At 71.8% G+C, this 24688-nt stretch carries 21 protein-coding genes; 11 read left to right on the forward strand and 10 right to left on the reverse strand.

Annotated elements, in window-relative coordinates; translation table 11 throughout:
* The 4 genes from ACH35V_RS36225 to ACH35V_RS36240 all read left to right on the forward strand — a co-directional run.
* On the forward strand, nucleotides 1-333 hold a 333-nt coding region (locus tag ACH35V_RS36225), incomplete at its 5' end, for a hypothetical protein (protein WP_395979386.1).
* Nucleotides 334-493: 160 nt separating this feature from the next.
* Nucleotides 494-2167 (forward strand): SpoIIE family protein phosphatase, encoded by a 1674-nt coding sequence (locus ACH35V_RS36230; protein WP_395979387.1) that lies wholly within the window; start codon nucleotides 494-496, stop codon nucleotides 2165-2167.
* A gap of 127 nt (nucleotides 2168-2294) precedes the next feature.
* The gene (locus ACH35V_RS36235) at nucleotides 2295-3179 is read left to right on the forward strand and encodes a hypothetical protein (RefSeq protein ID WP_395979388.1); all 885 of its coding nucleotides are present in this window, start codon (nucleotides 2295-2297) and stop codon (nucleotides 3177-3179) included.
* A gap of 39 nt (nucleotides 3180-3218) precedes the next feature.
* Nucleotides 3219-4739, forward strand: a complete 1521-nt coding sequence (locus ACH35V_RS36240) for a hypothetical protein (protein WP_395979389.1) — start codon at nucleotides 3219-3221, stop codon at nucleotides 4737-4739.
* On the opposite strand, the gene ACH35V_RS36245 is transcribed toward ACH35V_RS36240, so the two are convergent.
* The 7 genes from ACH35V_RS36245 to ACH35V_RS36275 form a co-directional block, all read right to left on the reverse strand.
* Entirely contained in the window at nucleotides 4736-5620 is an 885-nt protein-coding gene (locus ACH35V_RS36245; RefSeq protein ID WP_395979390.1) for a hypothetical protein, read from the reverse strand. The genes ACH35V_RS36240 and ACH35V_RS36245 overlap by 4 nt on opposite strands.
* A gap of 335 nt (nucleotides 5621-5955) precedes the next feature.
* On the reverse strand, nucleotides 5956-6462 hold the full coding sequence (locus tag ACH35V_RS36250; RefSeq protein WP_395979391.1) for a DinB family protein: 507 nt from the start codon (nucleotides 6460-6462) through the stop codon (nucleotides 5956-5958).
* 318 nt (nucleotides 6463-6780) lie between these two features.
* A complete protein-coding gene (locus tag ACH35V_RS36255) occupies nucleotides 6781-8532 on the reverse strand; it encodes a sporulation protein (protein ID WP_395979392.1) in 1752 nt (583 codons plus the stop codon).
* Between the two features lie 186 nt (nucleotides 8533-8718).
* Entirely contained in the window at nucleotides 8719-10080 is a 1362-nt protein-coding gene (locus tag ACH35V_RS36260; protein WP_395979393.1) for a M16 family metallopeptidase, read from the reverse strand.
* The gene (locus ACH35V_RS36265) at nucleotides 10077-11333 is read right to left on the reverse strand and encodes a M16 family metallopeptidase (protein ID WP_395979394.1); all 1257 of its coding nucleotides are present in this window, start codon (nucleotides 11331-11333) and stop codon (nucleotides 10077-10079) included. The genes ACH35V_RS36260 and ACH35V_RS36265 overlap by 4 nt, the downstream gene beginning before the upstream one ends.
* A gap of 228 nt (nucleotides 11334-11561) precedes the next feature.
* Nucleotides 11562-11915, reverse strand: a complete 354-nt coding sequence (locus tag ACH35V_RS36270) for an STAS domain-containing protein (RefSeq protein WP_131967670.1) — start codon at nucleotides 11913-11915, stop codon at nucleotides 11562-11564.
* An 82-nt stretch (nucleotides 11916-11997) separates the two neighbouring features.
* Nucleotides 11998-12615: an ATP-binding protein gene (locus ACH35V_RS36275; protein ID WP_395979395.1), complete on the reverse strand. Its 618-nt coding sequence runs from the start codon at nucleotides 12613-12615 to the stop codon at nucleotides 11998-12000.
* Between the two features lie 272 nt (nucleotides 12616-12887).
* Between ACH35V_RS36275 and ACH35V_RS36280 the strand changes: the two genes are divergently transcribed.
* The gene (locus ACH35V_RS36280; RefSeq protein WP_395979489.1) at nucleotides 12888-13709 is read left to right on the forward strand and encodes a helix-turn-helix domain-containing protein; all 822 of its coding nucleotides are present in this window, start codon (nucleotides 12888-12890) and stop codon (nucleotides 13707-13709) included.
* Nucleotides 13709-13960, forward strand: coding sequence for a DUF397 domain-containing protein (locus tag ACH35V_RS36285; RefSeq protein ID WP_131967679.1), 252 nt, complete (start codon nucleotides 13709-13711; stop codon nucleotides 13958-13960). Before ACH35V_RS36280 ends, ACH35V_RS36285 begins: the two co-directional genes overlap by 1 nt.
* A 239-nt stretch (nucleotides 13961-14199) precedes the next feature.
* Here ACH35V_RS36285 and ACH35V_RS36290 read toward each other — a convergent pair whose 3' ends face one another.
* Nucleotides 14200-16014, reverse strand: a complete 1815-nt coding sequence (locus ACH35V_RS36290) for a serine/threonine protein kinase (protein ID WP_395979396.1) — start codon at nucleotides 16012-16014, stop codon at nucleotides 14200-14202.
* A 151-nt stretch (nucleotides 16015-16165) separates the two neighbouring features.
* On the opposite strand from ACH35V_RS36290, the gene ACH35V_RS36295 reads away from it, so the two are divergent.
* Entirely contained in the window at nucleotides 16166-16807 is a 642-nt protein-coding gene (locus tag ACH35V_RS36295) for a TetR/AcrR family transcriptional regulator (RefSeq protein WP_395979397.1), read from the forward strand.
* Nucleotides 16808-16865: 58 nt separating this feature from the next.
* Here ACH35V_RS36295 and ACH35V_RS36300 read toward each other — a convergent pair whose 3' ends face one another.
* Nucleotides 16866-17048, reverse strand: a complete 183-nt coding sequence (locus ACH35V_RS36300; RefSeq protein ID WP_395979398.1) for a hypothetical protein — start codon at nucleotides 17046-17048, stop codon at nucleotides 16866-16868.
* Nucleotides 17049-17278: 230 nt separating this feature from the next.
* On the opposite strand from ACH35V_RS36300, the gene ACH35V_RS36305 reads away from it, so the two are divergent.
* Complete coding sequence (locus ACH35V_RS36305) at nucleotides 17279-17764, forward strand: hypothetical protein (RefSeq protein ID WP_395979399.1); 486 nt, start codon at nucleotides 17279-17281, stop codon at nucleotides 17762-17764.
* 139 nt (nucleotides 17765-17903) lie between these two features.
* Nucleotides 17904-21275 (forward strand): pyruvate carboxylase, encoded by a 3372-nt coding sequence (locus tag ACH35V_RS36310; RefSeq protein WP_395979400.1) that lies wholly within the window; start codon nucleotides 17904-17906, stop codon nucleotides 21273-21275.
* Nucleotides 21276-21360: 85 nt separating this feature from the next.
* Here ACH35V_RS36310 and ACH35V_RS36315 read toward each other — a convergent pair whose 3' ends face one another.
* Nucleotides 21361-22062, reverse strand: coding sequence for a TetR/AcrR family transcriptional regulator (locus ACH35V_RS36315; RefSeq protein ID WP_395979401.1), 702 nt, complete (start codon nucleotides 22060-22062; stop codon nucleotides 21361-21363).
* Between the two features lie 96 nt (nucleotides 22063-22158).
* Here ACH35V_RS36315 and ACH35V_RS36320 point away from each other — a divergent pair, with 96 nt between their 5' ends.
* Complete coding sequence (locus tag ACH35V_RS36320; RefSeq protein ID WP_395979402.1) at nucleotides 22159-23169, forward strand: RNA polymerase sigma factor; 1011 nt, start codon at nucleotides 22159-22161, stop codon at nucleotides 23167-23169.
* Nucleotides 23170-23310: 141 nt separating this feature from the next.
* Nucleotides 23311-24663 carry a serine hydrolase domain-containing protein gene (locus tag ACH35V_RS36325; RefSeq protein WP_395979403.1) on the forward strand — a complete coding sequence of 451 codons (1353 nt, stop codon included), beginning with the start codon at nucleotides 23311-23313 and terminating at the stop codon, nucleotides 24661-24663.
* Nucleotides 24664-24688: the final 25 nt, after the last annotated feature.

Consider the following 24688-nt stretch of genomic DNA (forward strand, 5'->3'; position numbering starts at 1 on the left):
CGCCTCGCCACCCGCCTCGCCACCCGCCTCGCCACCCGCCTCGCCACCCGCCTCGCCACCCGCCTCGCCACCCGCCTCGCCACCCGCCTCGCCACCCGCCTCGCCACCCGCCTCGCCACCCGCCTCGGCGCACGGCCCCGCCTCGTGGCCCAGAACCGCCCCACCCCAGCCCCGCGCCACCGCCCCACCGGGCATGACCACCGCCCCACCGGGCACGACCACCGCCCCACCAGGCATGGCAGCCCCGCCGGACACGTCGGACCCGCCCCGTCCGGCCGACCCGCCCAGAACCAGCCGTCCACCAGGCACGGGCGCGTCGCCCGGCGCCGATGAGCCGCCCCGCTCAGATCGACCGCTCCACGCTGATCAGTCGCCGCCCCGACCAGGTCAGCCCCCCCGAGCAGCCCGCTCACCGCTCAGTTCATGCCCGGATGCGCCGCATCCGCCCCCCGACCCGAGTCCGCACCCTGAGAAGGGATTGGAGACGATGGCCGTGAGGGAACCCCTGACCTATCTTGGCGAGGCCGGACAGCAGATCGGCAGCTCGCTCGACCACCTGCAGGCCGCCAGGGCGCTCGCCGAGGTGCTCGTGCCGAGGCTCGCCGACTTCGCCGCCGTCGAGCTGCTCGAACGCGTCGTCGCCGACTCGGCGCCGCCCGCCGCCGAGATCGACGAGACCACCCAGATGCGCCGCGTCGCGGTCGTCCACAACGATGAGCCCGGACGCTGGGACGACGCCGCCCCCGAGGGCGAGCCGCTGCTCCTGTCGCCCGGGACGCCGTTCGTCCAGGCCATGCGGACCGGACGTCCCGTCCACATCCCGCGCGTCGGCACCGCGCGGGCCGCCGAGATCGCCGCCTCGTTCGGCGACCGCGACGCCCTGCGGTCCCTGTTCGCCGGCCGGGCGCTGCTGATCGTCCCGCTGATCGCCCGCGGCCGGGTGCTCGGCACGTTCAAGCTGCTCCGCAAGCCCGACCGGCCCGCGTTCGACGAGCTCGACCTCGCCATGGTCGACGAGCTGGGCCGCCGCGCCGCGCTGTGCATCGACAACGGGCGGCTGTACCGGCGCGAGGTCCAGGTCGCCGAGGAACTGCAGCGCAGCATGCTGCCCGACGACCCGCCGGACGTCGCGGGCGCGCGCGTCCGGTACCGCTACCGGCCGGCCGAGCAGGCCGCGAAGGTCGGCGGCGACTGGTTCGACGCCATCCCGCTGCCCGGCTGCCGGCTCGGCATCGTCGTCGGCGACGTGATGGGCCACGGCCTCACCTCCGCGGCGATCATGGGGCAGCTGCGCACCGCGGTCCGCACCCTCGCGGCCGAGGACATGCGGCCCGCGCGGCTGCTGCGCCAGCTCGACGGCCTCGCCCGCCGCCTGGGCGAGGACTACCTCGCCACCTGCCTGTACGCGGTGTACGACCCGGTCGAGCGGCGGTGCACGTTCGCCAACGCCGGGCACGTCCCGCCGGTCCTGGTGTCGCCGTTCGGGGACAGCCGCGTGCTGCCCGTCCCGTCCGGGGTGCCGATCGGGGTCGGCGGCGAGCCGTTCGAGGCGATGGAGGTCCAGGTCGAGGACGGGTCGCAGCTCGTCCTGTGCACGGACGGCCTGCTGGAGCGCCGCGGCCACGACATCGACCACGGGCTGGAGGAGCTGCGCGGCCGGCTCGCCGACGCGACCCCCGACCTCGACCTCACCTGCGACACCCTGCTCGACACGCTCGGCGCGGCCACGCCCGCCGACGACATCGCCATCGTGGCGGTCGGGTTCGACGGCATCCCCAAGGAGGACGTCGCCGGATGGGAGCTCGAACCGGAGCCGAGCGCCGTCCCGTGGGTGCGCGGCGAGGTCGCCGGGAAGCTCGCCGAGTGGGACCTCGAACCGCTCACCGACACCGTCCAGCTGCTGGTCAGCGAGCTCGTCACCAACGCGCTCGTGCACGGCGCCGGGGCCATCGACCTCCGCTTGATCAAGGGCCGGAACCTGCTCTGCGAGGTCTACGACGACGGCGCCGACCTGCCCCGGCTCCGCCATGCCGAGGCCACCGACGAGACGGGCCGCGGGCTCCAGCTCGTCGCCCACCTGGCCTCGCGCTGGGGCACGCACCGCGCCGAGCCGGGGAAGGTCGTCTGGTTCGAGCACGATTTCCCGCTGCCCCGACCGCCCGTTTGACCAGCACGGACAAGGGATTAATGGCGGCATTGTGAGGCAATTGTCCCGTTGCGACGGATAGTTTCCAACGTCCCCGTGGGCTCTGATCGATATTGTCGACGCTCATCGATGCCCACGGGGGAAACTGTTGGGTGAGAATCTGACGCTGCCGGTCCCGGAGACGCTCTACGGCACCTACGCCGTGGCGCTCGCGGAACCGATCGCCGACCCGGCCCGGCTGGCTCACGACGAGGTCGCGCGGCGCACCGAACCGCCGCTGCGCGGCCTCGTCCTCGGCATGCTCGACAGCCCCATGCTGACCCTCGACCAGCGCCCCGCGTCCCAGTTCCCGCCGCTGCCCCGCGACCTCCTCGCCGCCTACGGCGCCGCGCCGCCCGACCTCGCGGCCGTCGACGCCGCCCCCCACCTCCTCGCCGTCAGCGCCGCGTACCGTCCGGGCCGCCCGCCCGCGCACGAATGGGCGGCCCGCACGGTCGCCGGCGCCATCGCCGCCGCACTGGGCGCGCCCGTCGTGGACGTGTTCACCCCGCAGATCCTCACGCTCGGCCACCTCGAACGGTCCCTGCCCGGCCCAGACGGCGCCGTCCGGCTCACCGACTGGATGCTGCTTCCGCACACGTCCGGCCCGCACGGCTTCTACTTCACGACCAAGGGCCTCGGCAGATTCGGGCTGCCCGAACTGCAGACGGACGACGTCCCGCCTGGTCTCGTCGAGGCGTGGGGACGTCTCCTCAACGGCCTCGCCCGCCGCGTCCTCGACCTCTGGCTGGACGAACTGCCCGCCGGCGAACAGCCCCTCGCCGTCGACGTCCCCGAGATCATCTCCGTCGGCCTGCGGGACATCGCCGCCGCTCAGGGCACGGATGAGCCGCTCCAGCGGGAGGTCGCCGTCCGGCTGCGCCTGGACGCGGACCCGGAGCCGGCCCTCACCGTCCTGCCCGCGCACGGCGGCCCCGACGCCCTGGAGGCCCTGTGCGAGGCCCTCTTCGGCGCACCCGAAAGCCGGCGATGAGCTTGCCGATGATCTTGATCTGAGCGCAGGATCGACACCGTGAGATTCGGCCCGCGTGACCGTCCAAGCCCCGAGCCCGAGGACTCCGGCCCCCCGGAGCCGGACGACGCCGCACCGGCGCGTCCCGCCCCCTACCCGGAAGACGTCCGCGTGGCGGGCGCAAGCCCCGCGGGCGAAACCCCCGCGGGCGAAACCCCCGCCGGAGGGGTCCCCGCCCCCGACGACGACCAGCCCGCCTCCGACTGGGTCCCCGTCCAGCCGCAGGAGCCCCCGAGCACCGAAGAGCAACCGCCCGAGCCGCCGTCGAACTGGGGCGCCGCCGCACCGGCCGACACGTCCTGGACGCCCCACGAACAACCCGCCGGTCCTTCCTGGACGTCCCTGGACCCGCCCGCCCCGCCTCCGCCCGCCCCGCCTCCGTCCGCCGAGACGGAGCCGCCACCGGAGATCCCGCCGTCACGAGGCCGCCACCAGGCGTCCGCCGAGCCGCCGTCGTGGACGCCGCTCGAATCCGGCACCGGATCCGGATCAGAGCCGGCGTTCGGAGGCGCGCCGTCGCCGGGTTGGCCGGAACACGAAACCGACACCGCTCCGCCCGCCGGCACGGGATCACCGGAGCCCCCGCAATCGTGGGGACGGCACGAAGCGGGCCGCCACGAACGCACCGCCGACGAGCCGTTCCTCCCGGGGAAGGGACTGGCGTCCGAGCCACCGCCACTCACCACGCCGGACGTGACGGCCCCGGACTCGCGCTGGTCGGCAGCGGTCCCAGAGCCACGCTGGGGAGAGGCGCAGGACCCGCCCGCGCGCCCGGGCCCGATGTCCGACCCCGCCCGCCGCAAGGCGCTGGCGGACGAGTTCGTGGCCGAGTTCGTGAACAGCACCACGTGGCGGGCCACCCTCGCCGTCCTGGAGGGGGCGTTCCCCGGCCTGGGCATGGCCGCAAGGCTGTCGCGCGAGACCGACGAGTTGTGGCGGACGATGGACGCCGTCGACCGGACAGCGGCCCCCAAACTCGGCGTCCCCGTGTGGCTGGACGACGCCGGAATGGTGTTCGACCTCAGCGCCCACCTTGCGCCGCGGCCCGTCCGGACCCTGACCGGCGGACGGACGGCCCCGCCCCGGGCATCGAAGCCCTACGCCGGCGCATTCGTGATCGACACGCTCGATCCGCTGCGCTACCACCGGGCGGTGGGCGGCCCCCGGGCGCCGCGCGACCTGCCCGGCCAGGGCACACCGATGCCGTCGACCGCGGAGGACGACGACAGCGGCGTGGTGATCGTCGCGAACCTGACATCGGCGGGCGTCCGCGTGCTGGACTCCGCCGGGCTCTGGCGGTACGCGGGCCAGGTCGTCACGGGAACGCTGCACGAGCCGGCGCGTCCGGAAACACGGGCCCGGACCCGAAGGACCCTGTGGGCGTTGCGGCGCGTGGTCTTCGTCGACCCCGACCTCGGGCTCGGCCTGTGCCTGCGGATCGACGCGGCCCGCGTCCCCCGCTGCCTGCTCGCGTTCGGCGTGGACCGCACGGAAGGAGCGCCGCGCTTCGTCCGCCCCTAGTCGTCGGAGCGCAGCCAGGTCAGGTCGCTCTGCCGGTCGGCGGGCAGCTCGCGGAGCCGGTCCACGAGCTGCCACGGCTCGGCCGGCGGCGCGCCGTCATCCGGCAGGACGCCGCAGACCAGGGCGCTCTGCGTGCCGACGGCGGTGAACGGCCCGAACCGCGCGACGCCCCCGCCGCGCAGCGCCCCCAGCTCGGTCAGCAGCGCGTTGAGGGCGGACGAGTCACGCGGGTCGTACAGGCCCCGCACATACGAGAGCAGGTCCTCGGCGAGCACCTCAGGACGGCGTCCGGAAAGGTGGTAGACGGTCCCGCGATAGGCGCCCGTGGCCTGCGCGGAACGCTGATCGCGGACGCGGACCCGCAGCCCGTACTCGGCGGCGCACCGCTCGTACGCACCGGAGAGCAGCGCCTCCGCCTCACCCTCCTCGCTGAGCACGACCCCGGTGACGATGCCCTCCTCGCGGTCGAGGCGGTCGAGCATCTCCTGGTGCAGCTCCAGGACGTCCCGCTCCACCGCGTCCAGCGACCGGGCCAGCGAGTGCTGCGCGTCGCGATCGAGATCGACGCCCGCGAGCTCGCCGGAGACGTCGCCGAACTGCTTCTCCAACCGCTCCACCCGGCCGGTAAGAGAATCGAGCCTGTCCAACATCTCGCTGGACGGGGCCTCGGGCAGCGGCGGCGGCTGGATCGGAATCCCGGCGGGCTCCGTCGCCTCGTCCACCAGCGCCGTCAGCGCCTCATGCCGCCGCGCCAGCTCGGACACCTGGTTGCGCAGTTCCCGCAGCTCCGCCTGCGCCCGGGGAAGCCGCTTGTCGGACGCCAGATACAACTCGCGTCCGCCGATCGCAAGGCACAGCAGGACCAGGATCACGGTGGTCATGGTCACGACGATAACCACCCGCGGCCCCGTTGGCCGAGACCGCAACAGATCTCGTCCAAAAGGCCCCGCATTTTTCCACCCCCCGCCAGACCACAACTCCCTGGCAGACAGGACGCCAACCCACCACGCGCGCACCAGGCGCGGTCAACCAAACCTCTGCCGAAATTCACCGATCCGCCCGCAACGCCACTGGCCAAACACCGCGAGCGCCCCAACCCACACGAAGCGGCCACCTGGCGTCCGCCGAAGGATTTCCGCCGCGCCGCCCCGATGTATCCGACGCCGCCTCCGTCGCCTCGATCCGGCTCTGGATCCGCCCATGATCTCCGCCGGATCTAGTCGCCGGTCGTGCCGTCGAGCATCTCGCGCAGGATGTCCAGGTGGCCGTTGTGGCGGGCCGTCTCCTCGGTGAGGTGAAGGAGGATCCAGCGCAGGTCGACATGGAGATCGTCGCGGACGGCTCGCTGGGCCCGATTGTCCAGGCCGTTCCCGGCGACCAGTTCGCGGTAGCGGGCGCTCTGTTCCGCGTATTCGTCGAGCAACTGCGTGAGCGGGAAGTCGACGGCGATGCGCATCTCGCGGTCGGGGTCCTCCTCGGTCCAGGGGCCCCGGTCGTCCTCGCCGAGGAAGACCACCTGGAACCAGTAGTACTCGACCCAGCGGAGGTGGTTGATCACTCCGCTCATGGTCATCAGCGGTGAGCCCGGCAGGAGCGCCTTGCGGGCGTTCTCCGCGGAGACGCCATCACACTTGGCGCGGGCGGTATCACGTGCGTAGTCGAGAAACGTGGTGAGCTGGGTGCGCTCGTCCCACGCGGGCGGTGTGTCGTCGATTCTGGTCATCGCGGGAAGCGTTCCCTATCACCGCGACCGATGTCGAGGTATTTAACGACGGGCCCAACCTCCTCCACCCGGCTCCTTGTCCGGCGGGTCGCCACAGCGATTCACCGCCGGTGGACCGCCCGGCATGATCCGCCGGACAGGCCCTGGCCTTTGCCGAGGAATTCTGATGTGTCGCGGGATCTCGCCGGCCGCGTCTTCCGCGATGTCGCGAACGACAACGTAAGCGCTCTGAGCTGCCGGTGCTCTTGCATCTCGATGGGCTGGCTCACCGGTGTCGCGGCATGTCGGCATTTCAGGCTGCCGGGGAATGGGCGGGGATCAGCCGAAGAGGCCGCCTAGTAGGCCGCCGAGGATTTCTGCGGCGCCGCCTGCTATCTCGCCGGCCACGTCGCCCGCTACGCCGCCGGCGACGTCCGCGGCCACGTTTCCGGCTATCTGGCCGGCGGCCTGGCCTGCGTATCCGGCGACCGCGTTGCCGAACGCGTCCACGGGCTGGCCGGCTACGTAGCCGGCGACATTGCCCGCGTATCCGGCCGCGTCGCCCACTGCGCCGAAGGCCACGCCTCCTGCGATTCCGGCCGCGGCGGCGCCGCCGACCAGGCCCGCTGCGGCGGCGCCGTGGCGGTGGTGGCTGCGGTAGCCGGGCGAGCCGTGATGGACGTGCATGGGCGGCGGGCCCGCGTGGCCGGGTGCCGCGGGCGGGTAGGGCGCGGGGCCCGCTGGGGCGGGCGGTGGCGGACCGGCGTGGCCTGGGGGCCCGTACGGCGCGGGGCCTCCCGGCGCGGGTGGGGGCGGACCCCCGGGCGCGGGGTGGGCCGGGGGCGGTGGGCCGCCGTGGCCGGGCATGGGGGAGTGGGGTGGGGGGCTTCCCGGAGGCGGTGGTGGGAAGGCCTGGCCGCCGGGTTTGGGGGCGTGGGACGGGCCCGGTGGGTATCCGGGGCCGAGTGGCGGTGGGGCGTGGTTCGGGGTGGGTGGAGGTGGTGCGTGGGCCGGCCCCGGTGGGGCGTGGTTCGGGGTGGGAGGTGGTGCGTGGGCCGGGCCCGGTGGTGGGGCGTGGTTCGGGGTGGGAGGTGGTGCGTGGGCCGGGCCCGGTGGTGGGGCGTGGGCCGGGTTGTGCATGGGGGGTGGTGACTGGCCGGGGGGCGGGGCCGGCGGCGGGAAGTTCGCGTTGGCCGCGTTGCCGTACTCGCTGGGGCCGCCGTAGGACGCGGCGGCGTGGTGGGCCGGAGGCGGGGGCGGGAACGGCGAGTGGCCACCGGGGGGCGGAAGCGGAGCCTGACCCGGTGGTGGCGTCGGGGCGCCGTGGGAGGGGCGGGACGCGCGCGGCAGTGCGGCCGCGGACTCCAGCCACTGGTTGATCTTGGCGTTCCAGTCGGTCTCGGCGGCCTCGGCGTGCGGGACCTGGAACACGCCGAACGACTGGTCGGACGGGGGCTCGCGGTCCTCGGCGCGCAGGACGAAGGACATGCTGCGGGGGCTGGCGACGAAGCTCAGCCCGACCTTGCCGATCCGGCCCTGGAACGAGGACGGCGGGTTGAGGTGGATCTCCTGGTGGAACGGGAGCTGCTGGGAGACGCCCCGCAGCTTGGACTCCTCGAACGTGACATTCGTGATCTGGAACCCGAGCCGGGCGATCGCGGCGAGCACCCACTGCTGCGATTCCAGGGGTTCCACGGAGATCGGGTCGACGTCGCCCGGGTCGGGCTGGCCCTTCGCGTCGACCTCGGTGCACATCCCGATCGTGAAGCCGGGCAGCTCGTGGCCGAGGACGGTCGTGAACGGCAGCTCGTACGGCAGCGGAATGGAGAACGCCAGGTCGCGCTGCTGCGCGGGGTCCAGCCGGAAACCGCGCGTGAGGGCGCCCCGGTACACCTCGGGGCCCGCCGTCTCGCCGCCGTACCCGTTCTGCATCCGCGGCATCAGCGCCAGCGTCACGTGCCGGATCTCCACGGGCCCGGCTCCGCCGCGCAGGTGCACCTTGCCCGCCACGACGCCGCCGGGTTTGCAGTTCGGCTCCGACAGGATCGTGTCGACGGACGGTCCGCCGCCCGCCATCTGCCCGTAGGACACCGGCCGTTCCCCTCTTCAGACGGCGAGGACGTTCCCCGCGCAAGTCAGCCTGCGCGTTCCCGGCATGAGTCCGACCGGACCCGGCCAACGCATATGAGACCTAGTCCACCATGCCATTGGTTCACGCCAGAAAGCGGATCACCGGGCCGATTTCGTCTGCCGGTTCCGGGATCGGGCGATGCGGTTCTACTCCTTGGCGGTGACCGTGACGGGGGCGTAGCCGAGGTTTTCCAGGGGTTCGCGGATCTGGGCGGCGTCGCCGACGGCGATGATGGTCAGGGCCTCGGGGTCGATGTGCTTGCGGTAGGCGCGGGCGACGCCGTCCGGGGTGGACGCGCGGACGGCGGCCAGGTAGGCGCTGGGGTAGTCGGCGCCCAGGCCGTTGGCGGACACGTCGGCGAGTTCGGCGGCGACGGCGCGGGCCGTCTCGTACTCGGCGGGCGCGCGGTCGGCCAGCGCGCGGACGGACGAGCCGTGCTCGTCGGCGTCGATGCCGCGGGACAGGATGCCGCGCAGCTCCGTCAGCGCGTCCGTGACGGCGTCGGCGGTGACCTCGGTGTGGACGGCGCCCTGGGCGATGAACAGGCCGCAGTGCCGGATCCGCAGCAGGCCGGCGCGCATGCCGTAGGTGTAGCCCTTCTCCTCGCGGAGCACCGCGTTGAGCCGGGACGTCAGCCCGCCGCCGAGCACGTGCGACGCGACCATCAGGGACGGCCAGTCGTGGTGCGAGCGGTCGGGGACGCCGTGGCCGAAGCTGAGGTAGGTCTGCACCGAGCCGGGACGGTCGACGACGACGATCCTGGCGGCGGACTCCGGCATGATCCGGTCGGCGGTGGGCAGCGGCGCCCCGGTGTTCGCCCAGCCTTCCAGAGCGGCTGTGAGGGCCGCGTCGGCGTCGGCCCCCGACAGGTCGCCGGCGACGACCGCCGTGGCCTCAGCGGGCACCACGGAGCCGTAGAAGGCGCGGACGTCGGAGCCCTGGAGGGCGTCGACCGAGGTGCGGCTGCCGCCGGTGGGGCGGGACGCGCGGGCCTCCGCGGGGAACATCACCGCGCGGAGCTCGCGCATGGCGCGGGAACCGGGGTCGGCGTCCTCCTGCGCGATCTCTTCCAGGCGTTCGCGGACGAGGCGGCGGACGTCGGCGTCGTCCAGCGCGGGGCGGCGCACCACCGAGGAGAACAGCTCCAGGGCCGGGCCGAGCCGCGTGACCGGGACGTCGAGCGCGATCCGCAGCGCGGTCAGGTCGGCGGCGGCGAACAGGCTGGCGCCGAGCCGCTCGAAGGCGGCGGTCAGCGCGGTGCCGCCGCCGGGCTCCGTGCCCTCCATCAGCGCGCGCGCCGCGAGCGTCGCGACGCCGTCGAGGTCGCCGGGTTCGCGGCCCGCGCCCGCGTGCAGGACGAGCCGGACCGCCGCGAGGCGGCGCCCTGGCAGGTCGCAGCGGAGCGTGCCGGGCCCGGCCGGGACGCGGCCCGCGTCGGCGGCCGGGAACGCCCACGCCGGGACGGGCCCCGGGACGGGACGGGGCTGCAGGTCCAGGCCGCTGGTCATGAGGCGCCTCCGTAGGTCAGGGCGGTGCGGCCGCCGGGCGCGAGCCAGCGGCCCGCCATCTCCTTGATCGCGTCCCCGGTGACGGCGGCGGCGCGGCCGGGGGCGGTGAAGACCCGGGCCGGGTCGTCGAACTGGGTGGCGTTCTGCGAGAGCGCGTTGGCGAGGCCGGTGACGGTCTCGGTCTGCTCCAGGAAGCCCCGCTCGGCCTGGGCGGTGGCGCGGGCGGCCTCGTCGGCGTCGGGGCCGTCGGCGGCGAACCGTTCGAGCTCCTCGTCCAGCACGGCGGCGATCTTGTCGGGCTCGGGGCCGATCGCGTCCACGATGGCGAGGGACTGGCCGGACGCCAGCCGGGTCACCCCCGCCCACACCTCGGTGGCGATCTCGTCGCGCCGCACCATCCGGTCGTAGAGGCGGGAGCCGGAGCCGCCGCCGAGGATCTCGACCGCGAGCTCGGCGGCCTCGACGTCGTCGCCGCCGTCGGTGGGCAGCGTGAACATCGCGAAGTAGGCGGGGGACGGGACGTCCTCGTCCAGCGTCTCCTCGCGGACGCCGGTCAGCGGGCCGAGCTCGCCGGGCCGCGCCGGGGGCTTGTCCGGGCCCGCCGGGAGCCCGCCGAAGTAGCGCTCCACCGCGGCGATGGTCTTCTCCGGGTCGACGTCGCCGACGACGGACAGGACGGCGTTGCCCGGCGCGTACCAGGTGGCGAAGAAGTCGGCGCAGTCTTCGAGGGTGGTGGCGTCGAGGTCTTCCATGGAGCCGATCGGCGTGTGCGCGTACGGGTGCCCGGTGGGGAACGTCAGCGCGCACAGCCGCTCGAACGCCGTCCCGTAGGGCTGGTTGTCGTAGCGCTGGCGGCGCTCGTTCTTCACCACGTCGCGCTGGTTGTCGAGGTTGGCCTGGGTGAGCGCGGCGGGCAGCGTGCCCATCCGGTCGGCCTCCAGCCAGAGCGCGAGGTCGAGATGGCTGACCGGCACCGTCTCGTAGTAGTTCGTGCGCTCGAACGAGGTACTGGCGTTGAACGCCGCGCCCGCGCTCTCCAGCAGTGCCGCGTGCTCGCCCTCCGCGACGTTCGCCGAGCCCTGGAACATCAGGTGCTCGAAGAGGTGGGCGAGGCCCGTCCGGCCGGCGCGTTCGTGCCGTGAACCCACCCCGTACCAGATGTTCACGGCGGCCAGTGGTACGACGTGGTCTTCGCAGACCACCACGCGCAGGCCATTGCCGAGCGTGTGCTCATGCAGCGGCTGTTCTGCCACGGAGCGCTCCCGTCCGTTCGATGGGTCGGCTGGCGGACAGCACCGCGCGCGTCGGAGGGACGTGCCCAGGCGGCGGGCTTGATCTCGGTCTCACCGTACCGGGTACTCGCGACGACGGGCGCGTCCCCCGGAACTGTGGATAACCGGCGAGAACGAAGTCGCCCAAGAGGGGGCGAATACCGGCAAAAGCATGGGGGAGCGGGGAGGCGGGAGGCGGCAAGGGGGCGATCAGGACGTCGCGGACTCGTGGGCCGCGATGGCGTCCTCAAGGGAGCGGTGCAGGACGAAGATCTTGGTGAGCTGGGTGACGTGGAAGACGCGCCGTACCCGGTCGTTGACGCCCATGAACGACATCGAGCCGTCGCGCGCGCGGAGCCGGTGGTAGATGCCGACCAGTACGCCGAGGCCCGTGGAGTCCAGGAAGGTGACCTCGCCGAGGTCGATGACCAGGTGCGCGCCGCCGTTGTCGATGATGCCGAGCAGGGCCTCCCGCAGCCGGGGGCTGGTGAAGACGTCGATCTCGCCGCTGATCTTCACGACCGTCAGGCCCTTTTCGACGCGATGCTCGACGGCGAAGTCCACCGCTGCTCCTCTCTGCCGGTCGTTCTCGGGGTCCGAGTGGGAACTCCTTTGTTACCCCTGTGACGCGCCAGTTACGCGCGGCCTAGGAGGAACGGAACAGAGCCCACACCACCTTCCCTTGCGGGAGAGCACGCCATCCCCAGCGGTCGCTGAACGACTCCACCAGGTGCAGGCCCCGTCCCGTCTCGGCGATGTAGTCGGGTTCCCTGCGGCGCGGCGCCGCGGGGCTCGCGTCCATGATTCCGCAGAGCAGCCACGGCTGTTCGAGGCTGAGCCGCAGCCTGATCGCGGACGGCGCGGAGCCCAGCGGGTCGGCCGGGTCGTCGTACACGCCCTCGCGGTGCACGTCGTCGCCCGACCGGCCGCGCGACTTCCCGCCGCTGTGCCGCAGTGCGTTGGTGACGAGTTCGGAGACGACGAGCCCGACGTCGTCGGCCAGGTCGGGCACGCCCCACTCGATGAGGCGTGACACGGCGAAATGCCGGGCCGCGGTGACCGACTCCGGATCGGGCCTGACGGTGAACGAGACCGTCGAGTCCTTCAGTTCGGTCAGGGCGGTGACGGCCGTGTCCAGGCTTTGGGGCAGGTCGGACGACTCCGGGACGGGAGTCGACGGCGCGGCATGGCCGTGCGGATCGGCCGGTCCGCAGAGCGGACCGAACCCCCACCGCGTGTCGTCGTGCGCGTGGCGTGACGTCATTCCAACCGGACCCCGCAAAGTGATCTTGTTGTGCAGCCGTGGCTTGGAAGTCTCGTGCGTTATCCTGCGCATCGTAGCGTGCGAATGCAAGGCCCAATGCACGTGCATCTGCGTCGTGAGGGTGTGGGGCGGCGTGGACCGCACGCAAGTGATCGGAGGTAACCGCAGGACACAGAGGCCAGTGGCACACTAGGTTCGCTGTCCGCCGAATAGCCGGGAGGTTGGGCGTGACTCCAGAGACGCCGGGAAGCGGGTCGACGGTCCGCCGGATCCTGCTCGGGTCACAGCTTCGCCGTCTGCGCGAGCAGAAGGGCGTGACCCGTCAGGACGCCGGCTACGTCATCCGTGCGTCGGAGTCGAAGATCAGCCGCCTTGAGTTCGGACGAGTCAGCTTCAAAGAACGTGACGTGGACGACCTGCTGTCACTGTACGGCGTCAGCGACAAGACAGAACGCGAAGCGCTGCTGCAGTTGGCGCGGGAGGCCAACACCCCCGGTTGGTGGCACCGGTACAACGACGTGTTGCCCGGCTGGTTCCAGACCTATGTGGGTCTGGAGGAGTCGGCGGCGCTGATCCGCACGTATGAACTGCAGTTCGTCCCGGGACTGCTGCAGTCGGAGGGGTATGCGCGAGCGGTGATCCGCCTGGGCAACGCCGGTGCCGCGGAAAACGAGATCGAACAGCGCGTGGAACTGCGCATGGCACGGCAGGAACGCCTCACGGGCCCGGAAGCTCCGCGCCTGTGGGCGGTGGTGGACGAAGGGGCACTGAAACGCCCCATCGGAGGCCCGGAGGTGATGAGGGGCCAGTTCGAACACCTCATCGAGATGTCCAAACTGCCCAACGTCACCATCCAGATCATGCCGTTCAGGTTCGGAGGCCACGCGGCCGAGGGAGGCGCGTTCACGATCCTGCGCTTTCCCGAGCAGGACCTGCCGGACGTGGTTTACGTCGAGAACCTCACCGGCGCGATGTACCTGGACAAGCGCGACGACGTCGACACCTATCTGCAGGCGATGGAACGCCTGTGCGTCGACAGTGCGACCCCGGAACGCACCGTCGAGCTTCTCGGTGATTTTCTCAGAGAGACATGATGCTCCAAACCGATTACGACAACGGGATGCCGGCCACGGACCTGCAAGGGGCCCGGTGGCTGAAGTCCCGTCGAAGCAACTCCCAGGGGAACTGCGTCGAGATCGCCGAGCTGCCCGGAGGGCAGGTGGCGATGCGCAACTCTCGTCATCCCGAGGGCCCGGCCCTCATCTACACCCGCCCCGAGATCGAAGCGCTCATCCTTGGTGCAAAGGACGGCGACTTCGACCATCTCATCGCCTCCCGTAACTGACACGTCGGAACCCGCCGAACGGCCGCCGCCCGAGCACGCTACAGAGGGCCGAACCCTCACCTAGGGCGAGCGCCCTGGCGGTCAGTTGAAAACGCGACGGGTCGGCTCCGGGGAACCGAGCGTCGACCCGTCCGCCAAACAGAGACACGTCCGTCCGCCAACGAAGACACGTCCGCCGACAGAGACACGTCCGCCGACAGAGCAGAGGCCACCCCCGGCGCGAGGGTGGCCTTTCCTGTTCAGCCGCAGTTGCCGTAGGGGGCGGTGCGGCCGTTGCCGCCGAACCGGACGCAGGTCTCAGGCGCCTTCACGTACACCGGCCCCGCGTACCAGGCGAACGAGCCGCTGTCGGCGATCGTGCTGCCGCCCTGCTTCTGGATCCAGACCGACACCGAGGATTTCGTCCCCACGTTGCGGGTCTTGATCGTGACGGCGCAGTTGTAGGTGGAGCTGTTGTAGAGCAGGTAGGCGGTGCCGCCGGAAACGCTCAACGAGCGTTGGATGTAGTAGCCGCCGCCATGGCCGCCGCTGTTGCACACCTGCTGCGGGGTGTACTTGTTGGCCGGTTCCCTGGGCGGTGTTCCTCCGCCGCCCCCTCCGCCCTTCGACGGTGTGGATCCACCGTCCGGCGGTGCGCCGGGCTTCTGGGACGAGTTCGGGTCCGAGGGGTTCCGGTTGCCGTTCGGCTGGCCTGGCTTCTTGTTGCCCGGGTTCTGGGCGTCGCCGCTGGGGCCGGACGCGTTGCCGGGGCCGCCTTGGGCGTCCTGGTCGTCGTTGGACGCGGCGACCTGCTGGTCCTTGCCCTTGCCTTCACCGGAGTTGGTCGCGGCCCAGACGGCGCCGCCCGCGATGATGGCCGCCACTGCGGCGGCCGCCGCGATGGGGAGCAGACGGCCGCGCTTCCTGCCTCCCGACCCATGAGCGTTGGACGGGCCAGGAGGGAACGGTGGCGCCATGCCAGGCGCGCCCTGCGGGTGCCCCACGGGTTCGTAGGGCGGGGGCTGCGGGGCCGTCCTGTGCCTTGGAGCGGACGGGTCCGTGACGTGATCGGGCGGCAGGACCGCCCCGGCCATCGCGTGTGGATTGGCGTGCGGGTCCGTCGACCCTGGCGCTGACCCGACCGGCGTGCCCGGCGGCTGGGGCGTCGGAAGGTCGGCCGGGAGGCCGGGGAACGCTGGCAGCGGCTGGACGGGCGACGCGCCCGGCGCCGTCCCGGTGGACGCCCCCACCAGCCGTTCCTGGGCCTCGCGGGCAGTGGGACGGTGCGCGGGCTCTTTGGCCAGGCAGGCGGAGACCAGATCGCGCATCGGGCCGGACAGCTCGCCGAGCTCCGGCTCGCCGGTCAGGATCCGGTGCATGACCGTGGCCATCTCGTCGTTGCCGAACGCGGGACGTCCCGTGGCGGCGAACACCATGGTCGTGCCCCAGGCGAACATGTCGGACGCCGTGCTGACCTCTCCGCCGGTGAAATGCTCGGGCGCCATATAGGCGGGCGTGCCGACGTTCTGCGTCTCCCCGGCTGCGCCCAGTGCGCGCGCTACGCCGAAGTCGATGACGCGCGGGCCGTCCGGGCCCATCACCACGTTGTGCGGCTTGAAGTCGCGGTGGACGATCCCGGCCTGATGGATCGCGGTGAGCGCGGTCAGGGTGCTGACGGCGAGCCGCTCCAGGGCGCCGCCGGTGCGGGGCCCTTCCGAGCGCACCACGTGGTGCAGCGTCACTCCGGGGACGTATTCGCTGACGATGTAGGGCTGGTCGCCCGCCACGTCGGCGTCGAGGACCTGCGCGGTGCAGAACCGTGCCACGCGCTTGGCGACTTCCAGTTCGCGGACGAAACGCGCGCGGGCGGAATCGTCCCCGGCGAGACCGCCGTGGAGAAGCTTGATGGCGACGTGCTCCGTGGCGGGGACGGACCCGCTCTCACCGGCCCGCCTGCCCAGGAACACCGAGCCCTGACCGCCCTCGCCCAGGCGGCCCAGGATCTCGTACCCGCCCAGCTCGGTCGGGTCGCCCGACCGCAGTGGAAGGGCGTCCGGCATCGTCCTGTCCGTCACACCACTCGCTCCCCGTCGCTTTCGGCTCGTCGGCAGACCTGCACCAGCCTATGGCCAGAAGATGGTAGGTGCTCCGCAAAGGTGTTGATCTAGTGCGGTGGCATGACCGAGGTAAGTGGACTACAGTCCGCATGAGAGGGGAGGGGACGTGATGGACCGTGGTCCGGCCGGTGGGAGACGCGTCGACCTGGAGCTGATGCGGACGCCGCCGCCCAAGGAGCGGGCGGACGCCGCGCGGAACCGCGCCAAGGTGCTCGAAGCGGCCGCCGCGCTCTTCGCCCGGCACGGCGTGGAGTCGGTCACGATGGACGCGGTCGCCGCCGCCGCCGGCGTCGGCAAGGGAACCCTCTTCCGCAGGTTCGGCGACAAGGCGGGCTTGGCCGTGGCCCTCCTCGACGAACGCGAACGTGATTTGCAGGACGCGATCCTGTCCGGCCCGGCCCCGCTCGGCCCGGGTGGTGGGGACGCGGCCGTCCGGCCGTCCGAACGGCTGCATGCTTTTGCCGACGCTTACCTCGACTACGTCCTGGACCACCTGTCCCTGGTCCGCATGTCGGAAACGGCTTCGCCTGGCGCGCGGTACCGCATCGGCGCCTACGGCTTCTGGCATCGGCACCTGACGATCCTGCTCGACCAGACCGTCGCCGATGGGGAGGCCCAGGCGCACGCGCTGCTGGCCGTCCTCGGAGCGGAACATCTCACGGCGATGGTGGAGACCGTGGGTCCGGGACGCGCGCGCGCCGCCGTACACGCACTCTTCAACGCGGCGGGTTCTCAAGCCGCGCCCGAATAGCGGCCTGTAAAACGCCAAGGCCCCTGCGGTATGCGCAGGGGCCAGGAGAAACGCTGGGTCAGGCCGGGTCGGGGCTGCGGCGCTCCGCGCCGTGCTCCGCCCGGCCGTCGACGTTGCCCGGCGGTCCCTCCTGGGCGTGATTGCGTTCCAGTCGCGCGGCGACCGCGAGGGCTCGCAGCGACGTGGTCTTCACGTGTTCGCGCTGCGAGTTGTCGCGGGTCCTGGGAATGCTGCTCGGCACGGTTCACCTCCATGGGGCGTGGACATGGGTGCTACCCGGTTCGCCGGATTCCGCACGGTAGTTGCAACGGCAAGATCTTTACGGCTATTCCGAGTGATCGTTCCGTTTAGCCCCGCGTCCTGATCCGGCCAGGCCCGTCCGCGCTTCGCCGGTCCCTCCGCCGCCGCCTAGCCTGTTGCTCGAATTCGACGGATCAGTGTGCGCCACGTGCTCGCCCAAGGAGCTCCCCAGTGAAGACGGCCTATTTCGACGAGCTGGCAGGACGGCTGCGCGACAGCGGCGTCCCGGAGGACGAGGTCGCCGGGACCGTCGACGACCTCGCCGCCTACGTCGCCGAGTCCGGGGCCGACCCGGACGACGAGTTCGGCACGCCGGAGGAGTTCGCCGCCCGGCTCGTCCCGGCTGAGGGCTGGGAGCCGGGCGGGAAACTGCGGTACCACGAGTACGTCACACGTCCGAAGGCGGCCGGCCTCGGTTCGGACGCTGCCCTGCGGCTGCCGCCCAGGATGCCCGGCAAGCGCCTCTTCTGGAGCAGGCGCCTGTACGTCTTCGTCTCCTGCTACTTCGGCTTCTGGATCGCCGTCTGCGTCGGCTGGGTCGCGTTCGCGCCCGCGGAGTCCCGGACGCGCTTCCTCGTCGGCTCCCTGGTGGGGCTCGTCACGGCGGCGGTCGTGGCGGGCGTCACCATCTGGCGAGGGACCCGCCGCAGTGAATGACGTGCTTTTTTCCCACTAGGCATGATCTATCACTTTGTTCCCAACTCTCGTCCGCGCCGGGTGGCTGTCCCGACCGCTCAACTGGGTAGGTATCCGAAGATTCCGACGCCCCCGCGCCGCCGTCTCCTGGAGTGCCCACGTGATCACGAAGCTGCTCGTCGCCAACCGTGGCGAGATCGCCGTCCGCGCCTTCCGCGCGGCCTACGAACTCGGCATCGCCAGCGTCGCCGTCTACGCGCACGAGGACCGGCTGTCCCTGCACCGGCAGAAGGCGGACGAGGCGTACGAGATCGGCGAGCACGGCCATCCCGTCCGCGCCTACCTGGACGTCGACGGCATCGTGGAGACCGCGCTGCGGGTCGGCGCCGACGCCGTCTACCCCGGCTACGGGTTCCTGTCGGAGAGCCCGGAGCTGGCGGAGGCGTGCGAGCGCAACGGGATCAAGTTCGTCGGCCCGCCGTCGTCCGTGCTGAACCTCGCGGGCAACAAGATCGAGGCGGTCGCGGCGGCGCGGCGCGCGGGCCTGCCGGTCCTCGGCTCGGCGACGCCCGAGCCCGGCCGGGAGCTGGCGGCGGCCGACGGGGTCGGGTTCCCGCTGTTCGTCAAGGCCGCGGCCGGCGGCGGCGGGCGGGGACTGCGCCGCGTCGACCACCGCGAGGACCTCGAGGCCGCCGTCGACACCGCGCGCCGCGAGGCGCAGAGCGCGTTCGGCGACCCGACCGTGTTCCTGGAGCAGGCGGTGGACCGGCCGCGCCACATCGAGGTGCAGATCCTCGCGGACGGCGCCGGGCACATCGTCCACCTGCGGGAACGCGACTGCTCGGTGCAGCGCCGCCACCAGAAGGTGGTGGAGATCGCGCCCGCGCCGAACCTGGACGCGGAGGTGGCGCGGCGGCTCTGCGAGGACGCGGTCCGGTTTGCCCGCGAGATCGGCTACGAGAACGCGGGCACCGTGGAGTTCCTGGTGGACGACCGCGGCGATCACGTGTTCATCGAGATGAACCCGCGCATCCAGGTCGAGCACACCGTGACCGAGGAGGTCACCGGCGTCGACCTCGTGCAGAGCCAGCTGCGCATCGCGGGCGGCGAGACGCTGGCCGACCTCGGCGTGGCGCAGGACGAGGTGGCGGTGAGCGGGTTCGCCGTCCAGTGCCGCATCACGACGGAGGACCCCGCGAACGGCTTCCGTCCCGACACCGGCAAGATCTCGGCGTACCGGTCGCCGGGCGGCGCGGGCGTCCGGCTGGACACCGGCACCGCCTACGGCGGCGCGATCATCTCCCCGCACTTCGACTCGCTGCTGGTCAAGCTGACCTGCCGCGGCAGGACGTTCGAGGAGGCGGTGCGCAGGGCGCGCCGGGCCGTCGCCGAGTTCCGCATCCGCGGCGTGGCGTCGAACATCCCGTTCTTGCAGGCGCTGCTGGACGAGCCGGACTTCCGCGCGGGCGGTGTAACGACGTCCTACATCGGCGACCATCCCGAGCTGCTCACGGCCCGGTCTAGCGGCGACCGTGCGACACGGCTCGTCCGGTACCTGGCGGACGTGACCGTCAACAAGCCGCACGGCGAGCCGCCCACCAACCTGGACCCGGCGACCAAACTGCCCCCGCTCGCCATGGACGGCCCTTTCCCCCAAGGTTCGCGTGACCGGCTCCTGTCGCTCGGCGCGCGCGCGTTCGCGGAGCAGCTTCGCTCCCAGAGCAACCTGGCCGTCACCGACACCACGTTCCGGGACGCGCACCAGTCACTCCTGGCCACCCGAGTACGCACGTACGACCTGCTCGCAGCGGCGCCCTACCTGGCGCGTATGACTCCGCAGCTTCTGTCCATCGAGGCGTGGGGCGGCGCAACGTACGACGTCGCACTCCGCTTCCTCGGCGAGTCGCCTTGGGACAGGCTGGCCGCGATCCGCGAAGCCGCCCCGAACCTGTGTATCCAGATGCTTCTGCGTGGCCGCAACACCGTCGGATACACCCCGTACCCAGACTCGGTTGCGCGAGCCTTCGTCAAGGAGGCGGCCAGTACGGGCGTCGACATCTTCCGCGTGTTCGACGCACTGAACGACGTGGAGCGGATGCGTCCGGCGATCGACGCCGTCCTGCAGACGCATGCGCTTGTCGAAGGGACGCTTTGCTACACCGGCGACCTGTCGTCCCAGAGTGAGCGGCTCTACACCCTCGACTACTACCTGCGCCTTGCAGAGGAACTTGTCGAAGCGGGCGTCCACATCCTGTGCATCAAGGACATGGCCGGGCTGCTCCGCGCTCCCGCCGCCCGTACGCTCGTCCGGGCTCTCCGTGAGCGGTTCGACCTGCCCGTCCACCTGCACACCCACGACACGGCGGGCGGCCAGATCGGCACCTACATCGCCGCCATCGAAGCCGGTGTCGACGCCGTCGACGGAGCCGCCGCGCCGCTCTCGGGCACGACGAGCCAGCCGCCCCTGCAGGCGATCGTCGCCGCGACCGATTCCACTGACCACGCCACCGGAATCGACCTGGACGCGCTCACCGTCATGGAGCCGTACTGGGAGGCCGTCCGGAAGCTCTACGCACCGTTCGAGATGGGCCTCCCGTCGCCGACCGGACGCGTCTACCAGCACGAGATCCCGGGCGGGCAGCTGTCCAACCTGCGGCAGCAGGCCGTCGCGCTCGGCCTGGGCGACCGCTTCGAGGAGATCGAGCGCCTGTACGCGGCGGCCGACGCGATCCTCGGACGGCTCGTGAAGGTCACGCCGTCCAGCAAGGTCGTCGGCGACCTCGCCCTGCACCTGGTCGCGGCAGGCGCCGACCCCGACGACTTCGCGGAGAACCCGGAGCGCTACGACATCCCCGACAGCGTCATCGGTTTCCTGAACGGCGAACTGGGCGACCCTCCCGGCGGATGGCCCGAGCCCTTCCGCACCAAGGCCCTCGCAGGACGCCAGTACACGCCCGTCCGTGCCGAACTGGACGGCGCAGAAGAGAAGGCCCTGGACAGCCCCCAAGTACGCGACACACTCGACCGCCTCCTCTTCCCCGGCCCAGCGAAGGACTACCGCGAAGCCCGCGCGGCCTACGGAGACCTGTCCGTCCTGCCCACGGGCCCGTTCCTTTACGGGCTCCGCACAGGGCACGAGGTCGCGTTCGACATCGGACCCGGCGTGCGCGTCCTCGCCAGCCTTGAGGCGGTGGGCGCCATCGACGAGGCGGGCGTCCGGCAGGTCATCTGCACCGTGAACGGCCAGCTCAGGACGCTCTCCGTCCGCGACAAGTCGGTCGTGTCGGACGCGCCGCCGGTCGAGCGCGCCGACCCGTCCGAGCCCGGCCACGTCGCCGCCCCGTTCGACGGCTCGGTGACCCTCCGCGTGTCCAAGGGCGACGAGATCGCCGCCGGAGACGTCGTCGCCACCATCGAGGCCATGAAGATGGAGGCCGCCATCACCGCCCCCACCGCGGGCACGGTAGCCCGCCTGGCCGTCCCCGAAGCGACCCAGGTCCAGGCAGGCGATCTCCTGCTCGTCATCACCTGAATCACCTGAATCACCTGAGCCCCGCAGGACCCGCACGACCCGCCGAGCCGGGCGACCGCAGCGACACGGTCACAGACCCGCACGGTCACGGAGGACCCGCACTGTGGCGTGAGGATCGACCGGCTCGCGACGGGGGTTCCAGGGGGTCGCCCCCCTGGGCGAATACGCCCCTCTGGGCGTAATCCCCCAGGGACGGTTGCAGGAGGTCGAAGGCGAGGCGTGCCGTCGCGGTGACGGCGGCGGCGATCTCGTCGTCGGTCTCGCCGTTCAGCGTGCGGCGGAGGGTCTCGTTGAACAGGACGCGGTGGACGCCCGCGAGCTGGGCGGCGGCGAGGCGGGGGAGCGGGTCGTCCGGGGCCGCGCCGGTGTCCTCGGCGAGGACGGCGGCGAGGGCGTCCTCGCGCTCCTCGTGGAACTCGCGGAGCCGGGCCACCAGCGCGGGGCTGTCGGTGATCATGCGGGCGAAGCCGGCGCCGGAGAAGCCGATCACGGGGTCGCGCCGCTCGGCGGCGTGGAGGAACCCGCGGCGCAGCGCGGTCAGCGCGGACTCGCCCGGCGCGCGGTCGGCGACCGTGCGGGCGAGCCGCTGGACGAACGCCTCGTGCAGGTCGAGCGCGAGGTCCTCCTTGCGCGGGAAGTAGTTGGTGACCGTCATCTTGGCCACCTGCGCCGCCGCGGCGACGTCGGCGATCGTGACCCGGTCGAAGCCGTGCCGCAGGAAGAGGCGCGTCGCCTCGTGCGAGATGTTCTCCCTCGTCTGCTGCTTCTTCATCTCCCGGAGTCCCATGCCGCCATCATCTCATACGTGACCCAAGTTTGTCATTGACATATTTCTATGTCTGTCCTAAGTTTAGGTCGCAAGGCTATCGGGTACCGAGAACGGGTGACCCGTTCCCTCCCGGCCGGACGAACAAAGGACACCGCCCTGAACGCCACCGACGCGCGCCGCGCGGCCCCCCGTGGGATCCCGCGCGCGACCGTGAACCTCGTCGACCCGATGAAGGACTACCTCTCGCGCATCGGCCGCACCGCGCTGCTCACCGCCGAGCAGGAAGTCGACCTGGCCAAACGCATCGAGGCCGGGCTGTTCGCCCGCGAACGACTCGAGACGCTCGGCGACGACCTCAGCCTTCAGGACCGCGCCGACCTGGAGTGGATCACCGCCGACGGGCGACGCGCCAAGGAGCACATGGTCGAGGCGAACCTCCGCCTTGTCGTGTCGCTCGCCAAGCGCTACATGGGCCACGGCCTGCCGCTCAACGACCTCGTCCAGGAGGGGAATCTCGGGCTGATCCGCGCCGTCGAGAAGTTCGAGTACCGCCGCGGCCTGAAGTTCTCCACCTACGCGGTGTGGTGGATCAAGCAGGCGATCAGCCGCGCGCTGGCCGACCAGAGCCGGACGATCCGCATCCCCGTGCACGTCGTCGAGGTGCTGAACCGGATGACGCGCGTCCGGCGGCGGATGATGCAGGACCTCGGCCGGGAGCCGACCTCGCAGGAGCTGGCCGTCGAACTGGACATCACGCCGGAGAAGGTGGAGTGGCTGCGCCGGCAGGCCCGCGAGCCGCTGTCGCTGCACACCCCGCTCGGCGAGGACGGCGACGGCGAGCTCGGCGACGTCATCGAGGACCCGGACGGCGGCGACCCCGCCGACGTCGTCGCGACCTCCATGCTGCGCGGACGCCTCGACGCCGTCCTGGAGACGCTCACCGAGCGGGAGGCGGGCGTGATCTCGATGCGGTTCGGGCTGTCCGGCGGGGAACCCAAAACTCTCGAAGAGGTCGGCAAGGTCTACGGGGTGACGCGCGAGAGGATCCGGCAGATCGAGTCCAAGGGGATGCACAAGCTGCGTCACCCGTCCCGGCGCGAGACCCTCGCCGACCTGCTGAGCTGACCCGAGCCCGGACGGGCCCGCCCGAAGGCCCGGACGGGGCACTCTGCGGGAGGAGCCGAGTTCCTTCCGTAGTCGGATGACACCGTCGATGATCTCCATGAGACTCTCTCTGGACGTGCTGGACGACTGGAGATGAGGGCGATGGCGAAGCGGTTCAGGCGGCGGGGGCGGCTCGCGGGCGCCGGTGCGGCGTGGGGCGCCGCGGCCGGTGTCATGGTGGCGCTCACGGCGACGCTGGTCCACGCCGTGTCGGCCGCCGGACCGGAGACCGTCCCGGCCACCGCCAGCGCGGCCGCGGGCGCCGCCGCCGGGCTTCCGCCGACCGCGCCGTCCGATCCGGCGAAGCTGCGCGCCACCCTCGACGCCACGCACGAGGCGGGCATGCCCGGGTTGTTCTCGGCGGTCCAGGACGGACGCACCGCGTGGGACGGCGCGTCCGGTATCGCCGACACCCAGACCGGACGTCCTGTCACGCCGCGCATGCATCAGCGGGCCGGAAGCATCACCAAGACGTTCGTCGCTACGGCGCTGCTTCAACAGGTCGAGAAGGGCCGTGTCGGGCTCGACGTACCGGTCGGCCAGTATCTGCCCGACGTGTTCCCCGGACGGCCCGGCAAGCAGGTCACCGTCCGGATGCTTCTCAACCACACGAGCGGCATCGGCGACTATGTCGCCTTGGCGTTCCCGTCGCTGACGGAGAGTTCTCCCAAGAGCCTGGACGAGAACCGCCTGCGGAAGCTCTCACCCGAGCAGCTCATCAAGTGGGGCATGCAGGCACCGCGCACCGGTGAACCGGGCGAGCGCTGGTCCTACTCCAACACCAACTACGTCATCGCCGGACGGCTCCTGGAGAAGGTCACCGGGACGAAGGCGGAGAAGTACATCGCCCAGAACGTCATCGGCAAGGCGGGGTTGAAGCACACGTACTTTCCGTCCGGTCCGCATATCGACGAGCCGCACTCGCGGATGTACGAGTCGCTCTACCAGCACGTGAAACCACCCCGCGACTACAGCACGTTCAACATGAGCTGGGCGTGGACGGCGGGCGCACTGGTCTCCACCACGGACGACCTCAACCGCTTCTACCGCGAACTCCTCACCGGCGGGCTGATCGGCGAGACCGCGCTGGGGGAGATGCAGCGCACCGTCCCCGCGAAGGACGCGGACGGCAACGTCCTGCTGAACTACGGTCTCGGGCTCTACTCCACCGACCTGCCGTGCGGGACGTTCTGGGGCCACGACGGCGCCGTCTTCGGCGCCGGGACGCAGTCGCTGTCGTCCGCGGGCGGGGCGCGCCAGATCACCTTCGCGCTCAACCTCTCGAAGTACCAGAAGCCCGACTCCAACGGCGTTCCCGTCCCGCATCCGATCGACAGCGCGCTGAGCGCGCACGTGGTGGAGGCGTTGTGCGGGAGCGGGCGCGAGATCCAGTCCAGCGGGCCGGAGCGGCCCGTCCGGCCGCTGCCGTTGCAGTCCCTCCGCACCCTCGGCTGAGGCGGTGCTCACCCCGGGCTGACTC

It is taken from the genome of Actinomadura sp. 1N219 (assembly GCF_044326405.1).
In the GTDB taxonomy this organism is placed as follows: Bacteria; Actinomycetota; Actinomycetes; order Streptosporangiales; family Streptosporangiaceae; genus Spirillospora.

What these genes read in the sequence shown, in the direction of transcription:
- ACH35V_RS36245 (WP_395979390.1), bottom strand. Translation starts at nt 5,620, where the DNA reads ATGACCACCGTGATCCTGGTCCTGCTGTGCCTTGCGATCGGCGGACGC.
- ACH35V_RS36250 (WP_395979391.1), bottom strand. Translation starts at nt 6,462, where the DNA reads ATGACCAGAATCGACGACACACCGCCCGCGTGGGACGAGCGCACCCAG.
- ACH35V_RS36260 (WP_395979393.1), bottom strand. Translation starts at nt 10,080, where the DNA reads ATGACCAGCGGCCTGGACCTGCAGCCCCGTCCCGTCCCGGGGCCCGTC.
- ACH35V_RS36275 (WP_395979395.1), bottom strand. Translation starts at nt 12,615, where the DNA reads ATGACGTCACGCCACGCGCACGACGACACGCGGTGGGGGTTCGGTCCG.
- ACH35V_RS36285 (WP_131967679.1), top strand. Translation starts at nt 13,709, where the DNA reads ATGCTCCAAACCGATTACGACAACGGGATGCCGGCCACGGACCTGCAA.
- ACH35V_RS36295 (WP_395979397.1), top strand. Translation starts at nt 16,166, where the DNA reads ATGGACCGTGGTCCGGCCGGTGGGAGACGCGTCGACCTGGAGCTGATG.
- ACH35V_RS36315 (WP_395979401.1), bottom strand. Translation starts at nt 22,062, where the DNA reads ATGGGACTCCGGGAGATGAAGAAGCAGCAGACGAGGGAGAACATCTCG.
- ACH35V_RS36325 (WP_395979403.1), top strand. Translation starts at nt 23,311, where the DNA reads ATGGCGAAGCGGTTCAGGCGGCGGGGGCGGCTCGCGGGCGCCGGTGCG.